Origin of the sequence: Streptomyces chryseus (genome assembly GCF_014650755.1) — a bacterium.
GTDB classification, from domain to species: domain Bacteria; phylum Actinomycetota; class Actinomycetes; order Streptomycetales; family Streptomycetaceae; genus Streptomyces; species Streptomyces chryseus.
In genome coordinates, this window is record NZ_BMVO01000039.1 from 1 (window position 1) to 15936 (window position 15936).

Annotated in this window: 17 protein-coding genes; 10 read left to right on the plus strand and 7 right to left on the minus strand. The window is 72.2% G+C overall.

Annotated elements, in window-relative coordinates:
* Together tpg and tap are read right to left on the minus strand one after the other, a co-directional pair.
* Positions 1-518, minus strand: a 518-nt coding sequence (tpg, locus tag IE185_RS31115) for a telomere-protecting terminal protein Tpg (protein WP_189716441.1), incomplete at its 3' end; no start/stop codon positions are given.
* Between the two features lie 3 nt (positions 519-521).
* The gene (tap, locus tag IE185_RS31120) at positions 522-2747 is read right to left on the minus strand and encodes a telomere-associated protein Tap (RefSeq protein ID WP_138894997.1); all 2226 of its coding nucleotides are present in this window, start codon (positions 2745-2747) and stop codon (positions 522-524) included.
* A gap of 304 nt (positions 2748-3051) precedes the next feature.
* Between tap and IE185_RS31125 the strand changes: the two genes are divergently transcribed.
* Both IE185_RS31125 and IE185_RS31130 read left to right on the plus strand, forming a co-directional pair.
* Positions 3052-3486 (plus strand): hypothetical protein, encoded by a 435-nt coding sequence (locus tag IE185_RS31125; protein WP_138894996.1) that lies wholly within the window; start codon positions 3052-3054, stop codon positions 3484-3486.
* A gap of 208 nt (positions 3487-3694) precedes the next feature.
* A complete protein-coding gene (locus IE185_RS31130; protein ID WP_138894995.1) occupies positions 3695-4315 on the plus strand; it encodes a hypothetical protein in 621 nt (206 codons plus the stop codon).
* 23 nt (positions 4316-4338) lie between these two features.
* Here IE185_RS31130 and IE185_RS31135 read toward each other — a convergent pair whose 3' ends face one another.
* The 4 genes from IE185_RS31135 to IE185_RS31150 form a co-directional block, all read right to left on the minus strand.
* Positions 4339-5169 carry a DciA family protein gene (locus tag IE185_RS31135; RefSeq protein ID WP_138894994.1) on the minus strand — a complete coding sequence of 277 codons (831 nt, stop codon included), beginning with the start codon at positions 5167-5169 and terminating at the stop codon, positions 4339-4341.
* Entirely contained in the window at positions 5169-6977 is a 1809-nt protein-coding gene (locus IE185_RS31140) for a hypothetical protein (RefSeq protein WP_229843798.1), read from the minus strand. Before IE185_RS31140 ends, IE185_RS31135 begins: the two co-directional genes overlap by 1 nt.
* A 929-nt stretch (positions 6978-7906) precedes the next feature.
* Positions 7907-8218: a helix-turn-helix transcriptional regulator gene (locus IE185_RS31145; protein WP_229843799.1), complete on the minus strand. Its 312-nt coding sequence runs from the start codon at positions 8216-8218 to the stop codon at positions 7907-7909.
* Positions 8219-8331: 113 nt separating this feature from the next.
* Positions 8332-9078, minus strand: coding sequence for a GntR family transcriptional regulator (locus IE185_RS31150; protein ID WP_138894993.1), 747 nt, complete (start codon positions 9076-9078; stop codon positions 8332-8334).
* 275 nt (positions 9079-9353) lie between these two features.
* On the opposite strand from IE185_RS31150, the gene IE185_RS31155 reads away from it, so the two are divergent.
* From IE185_RS31155 to IE185_RS33780, 8 genes are all read left to right on the plus strand, one after another.
* Entirely contained in the window at positions 9354-9563 is a 210-nt protein-coding gene (locus IE185_RS31155; RefSeq protein WP_138894992.1) for a hypothetical protein, read from the plus strand.
* Complete coding sequence (locus tag IE185_RS31160) at positions 9560-9967, plus strand: WhiB family transcriptional regulator (protein WP_138894991.1); 408 nt, start codon at positions 9560-9562, stop codon at positions 9965-9967. Before IE185_RS31155 ends, IE185_RS31160 begins: the two co-directional genes overlap by 4 nt.
* Positions 9968-10098: 131 nt before the next feature.
* Entirely contained in the window at positions 10099-10659 is a 561-nt protein-coding gene (locus IE185_RS31165) for a hypothetical protein (protein ID WP_138894990.1), read from the plus strand.
* A complete protein-coding gene (locus IE185_RS31170) occupies positions 10656-11111 on the plus strand; it encodes a hypothetical protein (protein WP_138894989.1) in 456 nt (151 codons plus the stop codon). Before IE185_RS31165 ends, IE185_RS31170 begins: the two co-directional genes overlap by 4 nt.
* Positions 11112-11115: 4 nt before the next feature.
* Positions 11116-12186, plus strand: a complete 1071-nt coding sequence (locus IE185_RS31175) for a hypothetical protein (protein ID WP_189716443.1) — start codon at positions 11116-11118, stop codon at positions 12184-12186.
* Between the two features lie 206 nt (positions 12187-12392).
* Positions 12393-12554, plus strand: coding sequence for a hypothetical protein (locus IE185_RS31180; RefSeq protein ID WP_170198342.1), 162 nt, complete (start codon positions 12393-12395; stop codon positions 12552-12554).
* Between the two features lie 447 nt (positions 12555-13001).
* Complete coding sequence (locus IE185_RS31185; RefSeq protein WP_170198341.1) at positions 13002-13253, plus strand: hypothetical protein; 252 nt, start codon at positions 13002-13004, stop codon at positions 13251-13253.
* 217 nt (positions 13254-13470) lie between these two features.
* Positions 13471-15234, plus strand: coding sequence for a DUF2637 domain-containing protein (locus IE185_RS33780; protein ID WP_170198340.1), 1764 nt, complete (start codon positions 13471-13473; stop codon positions 15232-15234).
* Positions 15235-15294: 60 nt separating this feature from the next.
* Here IE185_RS33780 and IE185_RS31195 read toward each other — a convergent pair whose 3' ends face one another.
* Positions 15295-15852 (minus strand): helix-turn-helix transcriptional regulator, encoded by a 558-nt coding sequence (locus IE185_RS31195; RefSeq protein ID WP_170198339.1) that lies wholly within the window; start codon positions 15850-15852, stop codon positions 15295-15297.
* Positions 15853-15936 lie beyond the last annotated feature (84 nt).

The following is a 15936-nucleotide window of genomic DNA, read 5'->3' on the forward strand; positions in this document are numbered from 1 at the left end:
ACGTCCAGGTCGCGGGCGCGGCGGTTGTTGTCGCGGAAGTAGTGGTGTCCCAGGCCCTGGGCGGCGATGTCGAGGAGCTGCTGCTCGGTGGCGCCCTGGTCGCGGGCGTCGAACAGCTGCTGGGCCCACTGCGGGGACAGCGCCTGGGTGATGTGCCGCATCCGGCCGTCGTCGGTGGTGCCCGGGGCTGCGGTGAACCCGAAGCGCGCCTGGGTGGAGAGGACGATCCCGGTGCTCGTCGCGGCGGCCTTCTTCGCCTTGGCCCTCAGCTGCGGCTGCCACCGCTTCTTGACCTCGCGCTCTATGCGGGCGGCGAGGTCGTGGCGGGGCCGCTTCAGCTGTCCCTTGACGTACCGCTCCACGGTCCGCTGGGACACCCCGAGCGCCTCCGCGGCGGCCTTGGTGCCCTTGAGCTGCTTGACCAGGTACTTCATCTGCGCCTGAGCACTCTTGGGGGCGGGGCGGGTGAACGCCTTCTCCAGGGCGCGGTCCAGGCTGTCCCCGAGCGAGCTGACCATCGTCTACTCCCCGTCGTCGTCGGCCGGGCGGCCGTTCTTGATGTTCCGGGCGATGTTGAACAGGCCCCCGCTTTTTTCGAATTCCGCTTCCGCCCAGAGGACGGTCTGGGTTCCCTCGTGCTTGACCATCCCGGGCGAGACGCCGAGACGGAACGTGCCGGTGACCGGCTTGCCGTCGGGCGTGTACGGGAGGAGGTCGAGCGGGGAGGGCCCGGTGGAGGGGTAGACGAGGCAGTCGGTGGCGATGGCGACGGGGTAGATGTCGGCCGCCGCGGCGGTCTTCATCATCTTGCGGTGCATGATGACGCGGACGGTGGACAGGACGGCGGCCCGGATGTCGGGGCGCCACGTCTCGCGCTCAAGGGCCGGCCACGGCTCGTAGTAGGGGACCTCGCCGCGGCTGTTGCGCTGGCGCAGCTTGCCGATGCCGCCCTTCGCGGTCGCCTTGATCGCCTTCAGCAGCAGCTTCAGCGCCGGGTCGCCGTCCTTGACACGGGCCATCGCCTCGAGGAACTCGTGGTCGTCCATGCCGGGGGTGACGCCGAGGTCGGCCATCGTCGCCAGGTAGGCGTCGCGCAGCCGGTCGTACCAGGGGTCCAGGTAGCGGCCGGTCTCGGTGCGGACGTACGCCTCGATCGGGGCGACGTCGAAGCCGAGCTGGACCGCGTACGCGACGGAGGGCGTGGCGTACCAGGCCGGGCCGGTGGGGCGCTCCCCGGACGGCGTGAACGGGCTCGGGAGCCGGTCGCCGTCGACCGTGCGGCCGCCCACCCGGGCGCGGGAGAGGTCGACGTGGGAGAGGTCGACCAGCCAGGAGCCGGGCAGCGCCTTGTCGAAGGCGGGGTTGCCGGTGAGGTGGGTGGGCCCGTTCAGGCCGACGACGAGGCTGTTGGCGGCGGCGGCGAACGCCATGTTCACGTCGATGCCGACCAGGTACGGCTTCAGGCACTCGTCGTCGGTCAGCTCCCGGCACCAGCTGAACGGCTCCTCCATCAGCATCTGGTCCGGGGTCCGCTGGTGGTGGCGGGGCCACTTCCCCTTCAGGATCGGGTGCTCGTCGGGCACCTCGCACTCCACCACGGGGTACACGGCCGTCAGCGCGTCGGCGTTGACGGCCCGCTCGAACGTGCCGGTCTCCTCGTCCTTCTCCGCGCGGGTCGGCGGGCGCAGCGCCGTCATCAAGGCCAGGCCGGTGGTCGCCGTGAAGCCGCGCGGCGTGATCACCCGCTCCGCGTACGAGCCGAGGAACCGCGCGAGGTCCGCCGCCGACATCGTCGGCAACTGGGGGTCCTTCTTGTCGTCCCACTCGCTCGTGGGCAGTGCGCCCCAGGCCGGGATGCACAGCTGCACGCAGCGGCGCTTGCCGTCCTCGGGCCGGTAGAAGATCCGCGTCCACGCGCCGAAGCCGCGCTTGGTGAGCTCCAGCCCGGCGCGCTCGACCTGCTTGATGACCTTGTGCCGGTCGTTGAGGCGTCCGGCGCTGCGCTCCTCGGGTGTGAGGGCGGTGGGCAGGCCGTAGCGCTCCAGCGCGGCCGGAGTGAGGACGAGCATGGGGTCGGCGTCGTAGCCGCTGCGGTGCAGGCGGGCCTGCCCGAGCTTTGCCTCGGTCAGCGTCCAGTCGACCAGGGCTGGCAGGGTCTTGGCGGGCACGTCCAGGACCAGGCCACCGACGCAGTACGCCACGACCTGGCCGTCCTCGACGTCGAGGACGGCGAGCGGACCGTTCTCGAACCGCGGGTCGGCGGCGGCCTGGGCGGGCGCGGGCTTCGCGGTGGCCTTCTTCGCGCCCGGGCGCCGCGACGATGCCGACGGCTTGGTGTCCGCGGCCGGGCGGGGTGGGGTCTTCACGGCCGTCGGCGCTTCCGGCACCGGAGCGTCCACGGCGGAAGGGGCGGGCGGGGACGGAATGTCGAGAGCGGGTGTGCTCGTCTGCCCGTACCAGGAAGTAGGCGCCGTCGCGGCGGCGGCCGGGGACGGGAAGCGCGCGGCAAGGCCCTCCAGAAGCCGGGCGTACGCGGCGCGCTTCGGCGGCCGCGGCTCAGTCCGGCCGGTCTCCCAGTTCCCCACCGCCTCGCGGCGGGCCTGCAACACCTTGGCGATCTGATCCTGACTCAGCCCTGCCGCCTCGCGCAGCCGCCGGCGCTCCGCGGGGGGCGGTAGTTCATCCTGCGCGACCTGCTCCAGCAGCGCGTCGACCGCGCTGAACAGCTCGTTCTCATCCGTGGACACAGAGGTCACCTCCACTCACCATCATACCTCAGTCGCTCATGAATCGCGCATAGATCGCGCAATGAATCGCTCATGAGTGGCGATGCAACACGGGGTGGCGGGGTCCGTTCAACGGGAGTTGCCGCAGGTCAGAGGTGCAAACGGGGTCTGTTGCAGGGGTCTGTTGCAGCGGGTGTTGCAAGGTCGCGCACTGTTGCGGGCAGCCGCAACGGCTACGGTGCGGTCGGCATGGCTCCGGGCCCGGCGCGCGGCCGGGTGCCAGGCTGTCGCCGTCCTGCCCCGCCGGCCTTTTGGGAGCTCCGCCGTGTCCGTCGCGTTCCGCATCAGCTGCTGCCTGTGCCGCAAGAACATCCCGCTCACCGGCGACGTGTTCGCGCTGGACGCGGAATGGCAGCGCCGCTTCCCCGCCATGGTGGGGACCCTGGCCTGCCGGAGCTGTGCCATGGGTACGACCTGGCGCTGCACCAGCCGCGACGGCTCCTTCGTCGATGGCCACATCCCCGTCGCCGACGGCCCGTGCTTCGACGCCTGGAACCACGTCTCATCCCCCGGCACGCACCGCGGCATGGTGCAGGGTCACCCTCGCTCCGGCTTGATCCAGGGAGCCGGGGCGTACCTGCGCAGCGTCGCGGCCCGCAAGGACACCGTCCCCGAATACGCCGCCATGCTGCGCACGGTCATTCAGGAGTGGGACGAGCAGCACAACAGCTCCGGCGCCCCGCAGTCAGTGACCGTCTGAGACCGCACCCCATCCTCCCCGATGTACAGGGTCGGGAGCTGGCTGATCATCCCGCTGACACAATCAACCCTGGTGTGGATGAGGCCGCCAGCCGCGCGCCGCGAGGCTCCTCTAGCATCCTGAACAACGCCAGCCAGGCGGGGGCCGCGAAACTGCGGCTGGGCATCCTGGCCGACTGGTGTTGGTGCCTAGGGAGGGGGGCCACCCCATGGTGGCGGCAGTGGTCATGTGCACGGCGATCTGGGCAGGCGCGGTCTGGATAGTGCTGCGGTGCCGCAGAATCTGGCGGAACGGTGCCGACCAGTTGTGGAACCGGAAATGGGACGCGATGTCCGGAGCGCTGGCATGCGTGGGCTTCGCGGTGATGTCGACGGTCCTGTTGCGACTGCCGGTCGATCCCCTCATCTTCTTCTACTTGGCCACACCGCTGGGTCTGGGGTCCATCGCGTGCGCTGTCGCCAAGAAGGTGGCGATGCGACGCGACGACTCGGAAGTACGGGCGATGCGTACCGAACTGGGGCTTCCTACCGAACGGCGTCTGCGACGCCCCATGACCGTAGGCACGCTGTGGTGCGCGGCCGGCGTCATGGCCACCATCGTATGGGCGTTCGTGGCCAGCGCCACAGTGGGTTCCGCTGGAGGACCTGCAGCTACGGGTGATGGGCTGGCGATGGAGAAGGTCACGCATATCGGGGCTGGTCTCGCCTTCGGTTTCGTCATCCTTGGCGTGCTGCACGCATGTGTCCAGGAGTGGCGTCTGGACAAGGAACGGCGTCGGGTAAGGACCGCCGATCAGCGCTACCTCAGTGACCGCACCACCAGCCCCTGAGCAGCACCTGGTGGACCAGCTGCTCATCCGGTCTGCTCCAGCGAGTGAGGGGCGGTCGGGACCCGGACGGGCAGCTGGGCGAGTCCGGCCCTCTCGGCTCGGGCCCGGTGCAGCGCACTTCGCCGGACGGCTTCGGCGTCACGGCGCCGCTGAGCGAGGGCGGCATCGATCGGTGCCGGCTGATCCTCACGGGCCGCCTCCGACTCCGGGAACGCGCGGCGGCTCGCCTCCCGAAGGACCCGGTTCTGCCGCTCCACCGCGGCCGCGATGGCCGGGTCCGGCTGCCGCTGCGTGTGAACCTGCTGGTGGGCTTCAAGCGCGCGGTGGTAGCCGGCCGCCGCCGTCTCGCGAGTACGCACCGGCCCCTGCGGGACCGGGGTCCTCACCGCGTCCGGGTCGGCGGCCGCGCTGGGCGCGGGCAGAGGGCCGGGTGACAGCACGCGGACCGTACGGACCGCGTCGGTGCGCGCGGACCGGTTGGCGTCGGCGATGATCCGCGACGCCTCCAGGCGGGCCTTCGTCGCCCAAGCCGTGGAGTCCGGGCGCAGCGTCAGCTCCCCGCGCTCCGCCTCGTAACCGACCGCCGCGACGTGGTCGGCGAGGTCGGGGGCGAGGGCCACCCAGCGCTCGCACAGGCCGACGCCGGCCGCCGGGAGGTCCCAGCCGCGTTCGGCCATGAGCGTCGTGAACGCCTCGCCGAGTCCCATGGGGGCGCGGCCGTCGCGCCGGACCGTCCGAACCGGTCGCGGCTTGCTCTTCGCCGTGCGGGCGCCGTTCTTCTTCGCGGCCTCCCGCGCCGCCCGCAGTGCGACGCGGGCCAGGTCCACACCGCTGGGCTGGGGGGTCTGGCTCATCACGTCACCTCCCCGGCGAGCTCCTGGGAGCGGTGGGTGAGGCAGACGCTGCGGGTCGGCAGGGCCCTGCGGGTGCAGAGCGTTTCACCGTCGCGGCCGGAGCAGGTCCCCGGCACCGACGGCGCAGCGGGAGCCGCGGGCTCGACGGCGGCCAGGGCGTCGGCCTCCTCACGGCAGAGCCTGCACAGGCCAGTGTCGACGGCCTGGCCAGTCAGGAAGATCACGCATCCACAGCCGCCGCACGAGGAGCGCTGCGCACCTTCGGGCTCCCGGGCCATCGGGACCCGCGCCGGGCGCCGGATGGCGGCCTCCAGCTCGCAGTCGGCGCAGCGCCCGGACGGGCCGGGGCGGGTGCCGTGCTGGGGGCACAGGCCCTGCTCCAAGCGCTGCTCGCGCTGGCGGGCGGCGAACCGGTCCTGGACGGTCTCGGCGCACAGCTCGCAGGCCGCCCCGGTCCGCCAGATGATGCCAGCCTCGCAGTCCTGGTGGCCGCAGCCCCAGCGGGGCAGGGCCACCCCGAGGAGCCACCGGCCCGGGTCACGGATGTCGGAGATCATCACCTTGGCCAGGCGGGCCGTGAGCCGGTGGTGGAGACGGTCGGCAACGGTTCCCTCACGCAGCTGACGGCCCACCTCGCGGGCAATCTTCCGGACGACGAAGTCGTTGGTCACACGCTTCAGCAGCACGTGGACCGGCTCCAACACGGCATAGATCTCGGGGCTCATGGCCAGCTGCGGTCCGGTGTACGACGACCGGGCCGACCCCCCGCCCTTGCTGCTGCGCTTTTCGCCGTTCGGCTTCGAGGAGGGCTGGCTGATCTCACCCGCGCGCAGCGCGACACCACCCTCGCCTTCCGAACGCGCCTGGGCGGTAGCCGCGTTTTCGACAGCCTCAGCGCCCTCAACTACCTGTACCTCGCCTACGGCGGGTGAGATGAGTGCGCCCTCGTCATCAGGTGAGTCAGTCCTAGGTAGTTCCTTATTCGCGAGGGATCCCTCATCAACCCGCACACCCGATCCCTCACCAACCAACGGACATGCCGCCCCGTCAACCACACCTTCCACAGGCTGCTCCGCGCCCTCCCGGACCTCCTCCGGCGCCGAGTCCGCGACCTGCTCGCCAGCCTTCACGACGGCCTCGGGGGCGATGTCGTGGGCGATGTAACGGTGACGGCCCTGCAAGCCAGCGCGCCGCTGCACCGTCACCCACCGCGCCGCCTCGACACCGTCAACGACCTCACCGGCCGCCGCCGCCGAGATGGGCTGGCCGGCCTTCCTCCCCGAGTGGTGGCGCAGGTATCCCGCCAGCTCCCCCACGGTCAGCGCGATGCCCATCTTCTCCGCGAACATGATGACCGCGTACGCGCGCAGCTGCCGGGGCGTGAGGTCCTCCGCGGCCGCCACCGGCAGCCACACGAACTTCTCCGTCCGCGTCATCACCCGCACCCTCCGCAGCGCGGACTGGCCCTTGCCGCCCGGCAGGGTCCGACGGTGCGACCGCAGCTCCACGATCCCGTCCGGCCCCGGACGGGTCAGCTGCTTCATCCCCCGCTCCGCCGACGCCACCGACAGCCCCAGGTAGGAGGCGATCTTCACCGACCGCGCGTCACACCCCTCCGGCCGAGCCGCCAGCGCCGCCACCTTCACGTACACCGACAGCGCGACGTCCGCATAGAACGGCGACGACACCAGCCGCATCGGCACCTTCACCCGCTGGCGTCGCACCATCGGGGCAGCGTTGGACGCCACAGGGGACATGGACGAGCGCTGAGCGGGGACCAGGGCGGCGGCCGCCGCCAGGGCGCTCATCGGCCCACCGCCCCGACAGGAGCGGTGAACACCGCAGAAGCCGAACTGCCGAACACCGTCTGAGTAGCCATCGGGCCTGTGTACACGCCAAAGCGGACACCCCCGTTTGCAGCTGTTTCGTGATCCACCCGCCGACCCTGCACCAGGCGGCCTGTGGACAGAGCCCGCTCAACCCGGATACCCCCCGGCACTCCCGCACGGCGGGCAAGAATCTTGGAACCCGTCCCGCCACACGGGACGCTGCCCTCGCGGACACCGCCGCCGAGGCAGTTGTTGATGACCTCCGTCATCGGGTGCATGAGAGGGGCGGCCGACGCCGCGACCGCGCGCAGCGAGCCCGCCCCGAAAGTGCTGCTCTTGTAGCTTCCTACCGGAAATCCAACTTCCGGTACGAACTGCGTAAAGCTGAATGAACTGGACGGCGATCCCGTCACGCGGGACGCCTGCCGAGCCTGAACCGGGGTGAAACGGACAGGGTCGACCTGACAAGGGACACCACTCTCGTGCACTATGAGAACGACCTCGCCTTCCATATAGCTGGACCGCTCGAGCCCCTCGGGGCTGGACGACCGGATGTGGATGTGACGGGACGCCCCCCTTCGTGAGAAGCGGGGCAGACACCGATCGGGCGGAGGGAGATTTCTCCCCCCTCTTGGTTGCCTGTGGAGCGCGAAGACCCCTGTGGTGGGGGCCTCCGGTGAAGCGGGCGGTACTGCTACAGCTGTGGTGGCCGTGGTGAGTGGCCGGTGGTGGCCCTGGTAAGGGGCCGGTGGGAAGAAAGAGCGGCTCGGTGAGCCGCAGCTCAGGACCAGGTACGAACTGGGACCTGAGCAGCCGACAAGGGGTATGAACCCGGTCGGTAGACGGGCCGCGCGAGGCCAGCGGATTGGTAGTCCGCTTTTTGGCGCGCGCGGCCGATGGCCGTTAGGTCATCCCAATCCCCCTTCGGAGGTTGGCGTCAGCATGCCCGCGTCCGCTTCCGCAGCGTCGGGGTAGCGCTCTGCGAGCCTCTTGAGCAGGTGCATGTAGACCGCCCGGTGGGGCCGCCGCGGATTGGTCTGACCCAGCTCCCACCGAGCCACCGCAAGGCGCTTCACGCCCACGGCCTCCGCGACCTCCAGCTGGGTGAGCCCCGCGGCGAGGCGCAGCTGCTGCCGCACATGCGGCGGCGGCAGGACGTCGTCCAGGAGGGCGTCGACCCGCGCCAAGGGGTCCGGATTCGGCATCATGCAACCTTTCATGATCGATAGGTATCTGAAAGATACACGAAGTGATCCCCTTCGGGGAGGCGCCGTCACCGTCACCCGCCCCCTGAGTGCCGGAGTGCGGGAGTGCCTCGCTCCCCCTGTCTGTGTCACAGGGGGAGGTTGTCGTAAGAGAGTTGGAGCCGGTCCGCCGGAGCGACTGCCCGAAGTACCTCGAGGGGGTGGCCGGCGGCGTCAAAGGTGACGCGGTTGAGAGTGAGGACGGCGACTCGCCCGCCGATGCGGAGCTGCGCGGCCTCGGCCTCGGTGGGCATCCTGGCGCTGACGGTCTCCGTGGCGGTGGCAGGCCGGCGGCCCACTGCTGTGAGCGCGCCGTACACGCCGCCTGTGATCTTTCCAGTGCTGTCGAGTCCGGCTTCCTCGGCCAGGGCGGCGGGGTACCAGGCGTGTTGGAGCTGGACAACGTCCGACGGGCGGATGAGTGCCTGGCGGACGCGGTAGACGAGCTCGTCGCCCTCGGGGAGGTTCAGCAGCGCAGCGGTGTCGGCGTCAGCCTGGACCCGTTCCACGGCGATCAGCTGCATGTACCCGTCCAGACCCTGGGCCGCTGTAGCTGTTTCCCACGGGCCCAGCGCGCCGCCGGGGGCGAGGGTCTGCCCGTACCGGCTGAGCGGGATCTGCACGGCTGTCTGGGCGCGAACCACGGTGCCGGCCCTCTTGGAGGAGTAGACGAGACCCTCGTCCGCGAGAGCGCTGATCGCCTTCGTCACGGTCCCCTTCGACACGCCGTGCGCGGCCATCAGCTCGGCGTTGGTCGGCAGCTTGCTGCCCACAGCGAACTCGCCTTCGCGGATGCGCTGGCGTAGCTCGGCGGAGAGGTCTCCGGAGCTAGTCATGGTGGTCACCTCCTGTGTCGGCCTGGGGGCCACAGGGCCACCATATCGCCTAGTCGTTATTGACAATACGCCGCAGCGGCGGCATTCTCATTAATGCCTAGTCAATAACTGCTGGCGCGGTCGAACAGATCGTTCTAGCCAGCGGTGTGCCTGGGTGATCCCGACCTGCAGATACGCAGGTGCCCGGCCGGTGTCGTAAGCACCGGCCGGGCGGCGGCCGAGGGGTTGCAGCCCCACGGCCGCTGTCGGGTGGTCCGATCTGAGAGGACGCCGACGTGGTGATGGTGACAGAGGTTCTGCGCAGGTGGAGGGTGCAGCGCTGTGTGCGCGGCGCCGTGGTGCGGACGCGGACGGTTCTGCCGTCCCGGTTCTGCACCACGGCGCTGACCGTGCCGGCCCCGGCGGCGCCGGAGGCGCTGGGCCTGGGTGGGGATGAGCTGCGGGTCCGGGCGTGGCTGATGGCGCGTCTGGATGGTGTGGCATGAGCGCCGTGGGCGGGGTTCCCTCGCTTCCGGAGGGTTGGGTCGCGGCGCGTCCGGTGGGTGACTGGCTGGACCGGCTGTGGGAGCACGAAGACCTGGCCCCCGCTCCGGTAGTGCGCCGGGAGCGGTCGGGCGGTGCGGCCTGCATGGGCGTGGACCCGAAGGTGTTTTACCCGAAGTCGTGGGAGCAGACGGCGGGCGCGGCTGTGCCCTCGGAGCCGGAGCGGGCGGCGCTGGACTACTGCGACGGCTGCCCGGCCCTGGCCCGGTGCCTGAGCGAGGACCTGACCGACTCCTCCACCCCGTCGCAGATCCTCGGCGTGCGCGGCGGAATGCGTCAGGCGGACCGGCGGGCGCTGCACGTGCGGTTGTTCGGCAAGCGTGCGAAGAACGGGGCGTCGAAGTGAGCGCGAGCTCCGCCGGTACCCCGGCCACGAAATCGGCGCGCCGGGCGCGCCGTCGCCGTACCGCCGCTGGTCCCGCTGCTCCGGCGGCGGCCCCGCTCGCCAAGGGCACGGCACGCGCCACGATCCAGGCCGTGACCGGGCGTCTGGGCCGCGCGCAGATCACCGCCGGGATCACCTCAGCCGCCACCGCCCTGGTGCCCCAGGACAGCAAGGGCCGCCGCTGGCTCGCCTACAACGGGTCGGCCGCCCTGACCGGGCACGGCGCTCTGTGGCTCACCACCGGTAACCCGATGGGCGCTGAGCCGCTCATGGCGGCAGCCGTCCACTCTGTCCCGAACTGCGGGGCGTTCGTCATCACGTGCGCCGTGGCGTACGGCGGGTGGAAGGTCGGCGGCTTTCTGCGCGGGCTGCCCGGTCTGCTCGGCCTCGCTGCCCGCCCGGCCGCCGCCCTCGGCGCCGCCTTCTGGGGTCAGGGCACCGCGCCGCTGATCACGGACGTGATGGCGGCGACCGAGCCGTGGTCCTCCATGCTCCTCCCGCTCATCGCGGCCGGGGCCCTGGCCGGCGTCTGCTGGTGGGCCCTGGAATCCCGCACCGCCGCATGGCGCGCCCCGGTGCGCTGGGTTGCCCGCATCCCCCTCGCCACGCTCGCCCTGGGCGTCGGCCTGTACGCCCCCGGAGGCGCGCTGTGACCGCACACGAGATTGCCGCAGACGTCACCCTCGCCGCCGGGACCGGCTTCGCCGGGCCGATGACGCTGTCCGGCCTGACGATGGTCACCGGCGCCGCCCTGCTGTTCGGGCTCCGGGGCTCCGACACGATCAAGATCGACAACAAGAAGAAGGCGACCGGCTGGGGGGTGGCGTTCAGCACGCTGGCCGTGGCGGCGGGCGGCACGTTCGCGGACGCCGTCAAGGGAGTGGCCGAGGTCCCGGTGACGTTCTCCGACGCGGTGTCGAGCGGTGACCCCGGCATGGGCTGCACGGCCATCGGCGTGACGCTGTGCGCCCTCGGGCCGCGCTGGAAGAACTACTGGTGGCCGGCCCTGTTCGGCATCGCGGCCGGGGTCATCTACACGCAGGCGGGCGGCATCTGGGCAGTCGGCCAGACCATCGGCCTCGCCATCGCGCAGAAGATCGGCTGACCTGGTGAGCACCAGCGACGAGGTCAAGATGATCACGAGGGGGAGCAGCACGGTGGTGTCCTCCCTGCTGCGCGGCTCCGTCGTCCTCGCCGGTCGCCTCTGCCGGTGCCTCCCCCGGCTGGCCGCCCTCGGCCCTGCGGTGTGGGCGATGGCGTGCCGCGACGCCGCAGCGACCGACGAGAAGCAGCAGCGCGCTTTCGAGGCGGCGGTGGCCGCCGCCCAGAAGGCGAAGGATCCGGAGCCGAACGCGGACGACATCCCGCGGGTCTCCCCCGTGCGCCGCCCGGCGGGCGAGGCGTTGGGATTCCTTGCCGTCGGCTCGCTCGTGGGGTTCGGCGTGGTGGGCACAGTCTTCTCCGTCACGGTCCCCCGGCTGCTCGCCGTGATCCCGCAGGGGATCGGGCCGTACGTCGCCGCGGCCGCCGCCGTGGGATGGACGGCCGCCGCACTCGCGGTCGCCCCTCCCCTGCCGGCCGATGTCGGCGACGACCAGGAGCAGCCGAAGGACGCGGAGGACGCCGAGGACGCGGAACCGGCGCCCGACCGGGGAACGGCGCTGCTGCTGCACGTCGTGGGGGCGCTGGCCGAGGCGGAGGGCAACGGGCGGGCGGGAGTGCACCTGGACGTGGTGCTGGATTCTGCAGCCGCCGCCGGTCTGCTCGCGGAGGGTACGGAGGTGGGCGACCTCCGTACCTGGGTGGAGGGCTGCGGCCTGCCGGTGGAGACCAAGTTGGGCATGCGGATCGAGGGCAAGCCGGTGACCCGGGTGGGGCTGCGCGTGGACGCTGCCACCACCGCCCTCGGGATGACCCCCGCGGCCCTGCTTGCGGCCCGCTCCCAAGTCTCCGTCCAGACCCCGGGGGAGACCCCCTCGGACCCCGCCCGAGTGTCCGCTCAGGCGGTCGGGGAGAGGCCCGCCGAGGCGGCCGCCGGCACCCCCGCCGAGGCCCCCGTTCCGACCCCCGCCAGCGCCCCCGCATCGGCCGTCCTGCGGCTGATTCCCGGGGGGCTGCTGGACCCCGAATCCACCCCTTCCCCGGCCCTCTCCAAGGGCCGGGCCCAGGAGACCCGTTAGACCGGCCTATCGGCCCTGTGACCTGCGGTTCTATCGGCCGCCTAACGGGCCCTAACAGGGGCCCTGACGGCCTTCCCTGACACCCAGGACACCGACCCCCGAGAGGGGTCGGGAGCACCAAAAAAAGACACCCCGAGGCGGCCGACTTTCTTGGCAGTAGGGCGGCCGCCCCGGGGCTCCCCATCCATACGGACAGGAGTCCCATCATGGCACTTCGCAAGACGATGCCGATGGCGCCGGGTACCCGGCCCGACCCGAAGCACGAGACGGTCTACAGCAACGGCGGATACGTCCGGCCCCAGCAGCCCAGCAGCACCCCGGGCGCGGGCAACGGCTCCAACGGCCGACTGCCCAAGGGCGGCAAGTGATGAGCCGGGCGACCGCGCCCCGCTGCCACGGACGGCGGATGAAGCACGACCCGAAGGGCCGCCAGTACGTGTGCCCGCGCTGCGGGGGCTGGACCACGCGGCTGCTCGCTCTCGCGGTGGGGGGTCTGCGGTGAGGCGGCTCCTGGGCGTGATCGCCCACCTGTGGCAGTGCTCCAAGTGCGGAGCGTGGGTGGACACCGAGACCGTCGGCGGCCAGTGCGGGGCCTGCTGATGGCCGCGCCCCTGCCGGTGAGGCCGACCCCGCACGAGCGGGACGGGCGTACCGAGCCGCAGCCGGCCCTGGCCCGCCCGCACCCCCAGTCCGGTTCCTGACCACCCGTCCGAGGCCGCGGAAGTGCACCCCCAACAGGGCATCGCCACCGCCACCCCTCATCTCGCCCCGGGCCGGCCACCACGCCGGCCCGGGGCCCCCTGGAAGGACCCCTGATGGATCCGATCGACATCGAGACTCTCGCTCCCGCCGACCTGGCCAGGATCGCCGCCGGTTTCGAGGCCGCAGCTGTCCTGGCGGACGACGCCGCTCGCGATGGCCTCACCGCCGCCGCCGACCCCACCGAGGCACCGGCCGCCCGTGCGCTGGCGCGCCGCTGCGCCGCAATCGCCCGTAGGCACGCCGCCGACTACCGGGCCGAAGCGGCCGTCCTCCGCACCGGCCACGTCCCCGACTCCTGGACCTGACCCGCCCCGAGGTGGGCCGGGAAGCGTTCTTCCGGCCCACCCCCGACCGCACCTGGAGGTATCTGTGACGACTCAGCACGAGACCGTGTTCGATCTGACCCGCCCGCCCGTTCCGTTCGCTCCGGCCGGACCGGCCACCGCTTCGGTTGGACCGGCTGCCGCTCCGGTTGGGCGGGCCGGTGCTCCGGCTCCGCATCCGAGGGGGGAGGATGCCGGGATGAACGAGATGCTGACGGATGGCCACCACGCAGGCCAGGGGGAGGCCGTGGCCCCGGCCGCTCCGCTCACGGCAGGGGCCGCTCCGGCCACACGGCCGGGCGCTCCGGCCCGACAGGAGGGCGCTCCGCCCGCGCCGCGCAAGGGCGGCCAGGGTGGGCCGGGGGCGGTCGGCCACCCGGTGGCCGTGGCCCCGGCCACCGGCCAGGCCGACCCGGCCGGGGTGGCCGCCCCGGCCACCCCTGAGGACGGTGAGCCGAGCCGGTGGGTCGGCTGGCTGCTGATGGCTCTGGCCGTGGTCGGCATGCCGCTGGTGGGTGTGATCGGGTTTGCCGCCTCGTACTCGACCCTGGAGCGGTTCGCCCTGGCCCACGGGTTCAGCACGACGCTCGCCCCGTGGTTCCCCGTGGGAGTGGACGCGTCGATCATCGCGCTCCTGGCATTCGACCTGGTGATGGTCCGCCGCCGTACGCCGTGGCCCGTCCTGCGGTTCGCCGCGCACGCGATGACCCTGTTCACGGTCCTGTTCAACGCATCGGACGGCATCAAGGGCGATTCGTTCTGGGGAGGGCTGGCGGCGGATCCGCTGTGGGCCCTGAGCCACGCGGCCATGCCCGGCCTGTTCGTCCTGGGTGTGGAGGCCGCCCGTAAGTTGCTGCTGCACGCGGCCCGCATCGAGGACGGCACGGCCAGCGACCGGATCCCGCTGCACCGCTGGGTGCTGGCCCCGGTGCGTACGGGCCGGCTGTACCGGCGGATGCGACTGGCGGCGGTGCGCTCCTACCCGGAGATGGTGGAGCGGGAGAAGGAGTTGGAGGGCTACCGGATGTGGCTGACCCAGGAGCTGGAGGGGGACCTGTCCGAAGCGACGGAGGTACAGCTCCTGCCGATGACGATGGCGCCCCGCGGCTACACGGTGGAGGAGGCGCTGGCCCTTCCGGCGAAGTGGGCGGCCGAGGCGGAGGAGCGCGCGGAGAAGGAGGCGGAGCGCGGGCGCGTGAAGGCGGAGCAGGAGCGCCTGCGCAAGAAGCAGGACCAGTTGCAGGACCTGGCGGACAAGACCGACCTCAAGGTGGCCGAGAGCACCGAGGGCGCGCGGGCGGAGTCGGCGGCCGCGAACGCGGAGGCCGTGAAGGCGGAGGCGGAGGCGAGGGCACGGGCGGCCAAGGCGAAGGCGGAGCACCTGGGTACGGCGGCGGAACGTCTGGCGCAGGCGGAGGCCGAGGCGCTGGAGTCGCAGGCGGCGGCCGCCGCTCGCCGGAAGGCCGCCGAGGACTCGGTGGAGGCGGAGCGCGCGGAGGCGGAGGCCGAGCGTCTGCGCGCGGAGGCGGCCAAGGTGGCGGCGGAGACGAAGAAGTGGGTGGCCGAGACCGAGGTGCAGGCGGCGCGCGCCGAGCGGGCCGAGGCAGACAAGGCAGTCGCGGCGGGGGAGAAGTCGGCGGCGGAGAAGGCGGCGGCCGCAGTCCGGTATGAGGCGGCCATGATCGAGGCGCGAGCCCAGCAGGCCGAGGACTACGCCCGTCTGCTGCCGCGTGAGCGCTCCGAGCGTCTGGTGGCGCGGATGCTCTTGGCCGCCGGGGCCGATCCGGAGCGGGCGACGGAGCAGGACCAGATGGAGGTGGTCCCGCTCGGCGAGATCATGGGCGCCCTCGGCGTGAAGCAGACGGCGGCGTCCGACATCCGTAAGCTGGCTGCGGAACGGTTGGTGGGCGGGTACCGGGCGACCTCGTTCGAGCTGATGATGGACGGTCAGCCGCAGTCCTGACCGGGTACATAGCGGCGGGCGGCACTCCTACGCGGGTGCCGCCCGCCGCTGTGTTCGGGGTCAGGACCTGCCGCCCCACCACCGCCGGCGCGGCTCTGCCCCGGCCTGCTGTTGGCGTGCAAGTTCGCCGTGGGACTGGCCGGGCACGGTTGGTCCGCCCGGCGGCGGGGTGAGAACACCCCGCTCCGGTGCCGGACTCAGGGCCGCGACCGCCCGCTGGAGGTCCGCGATGTGTGCGCCGCGCGCCGAGAGTTCGCGGCGCAGGTGCTCGGCCTCGGCCTCGGCGAGTTCCTGCGCGTGCTCGGCGCGGGCCAGGGCCAGGGTGTGCTCGGCGTGGACCCGCGCCAGTTCCGCGCGCAGGACGGCCACGTCCTGGCCGTCGTCGCCCACCGGCACGCCACGCGCCGGAGCCGGGGCGGAGGGCGGTGCATCCGCGGGCAGTGGGGCGTTGAGCCGGAAACCGGCGGCCAGCAGGTCATCGACCGGGACCATCCATCCGCGGCGGGCGTCCTCATAGGCGCCGGGCAGGTCGCCGGCCTCGCGGCGGCGGCGGATCGTGGTGCGGCTGACGCCGCACGCGGCGGCCGCCTCCCGCTGGGTCAGCATCGGGCGCGTCATGTGCACATCTTCCCCGGCCGCGCCTTCCTCCCCCGCCACCCCCTGCCGGGCCTGTCGGTCGGTTGCCTGCCAGTGGGGGCGCGC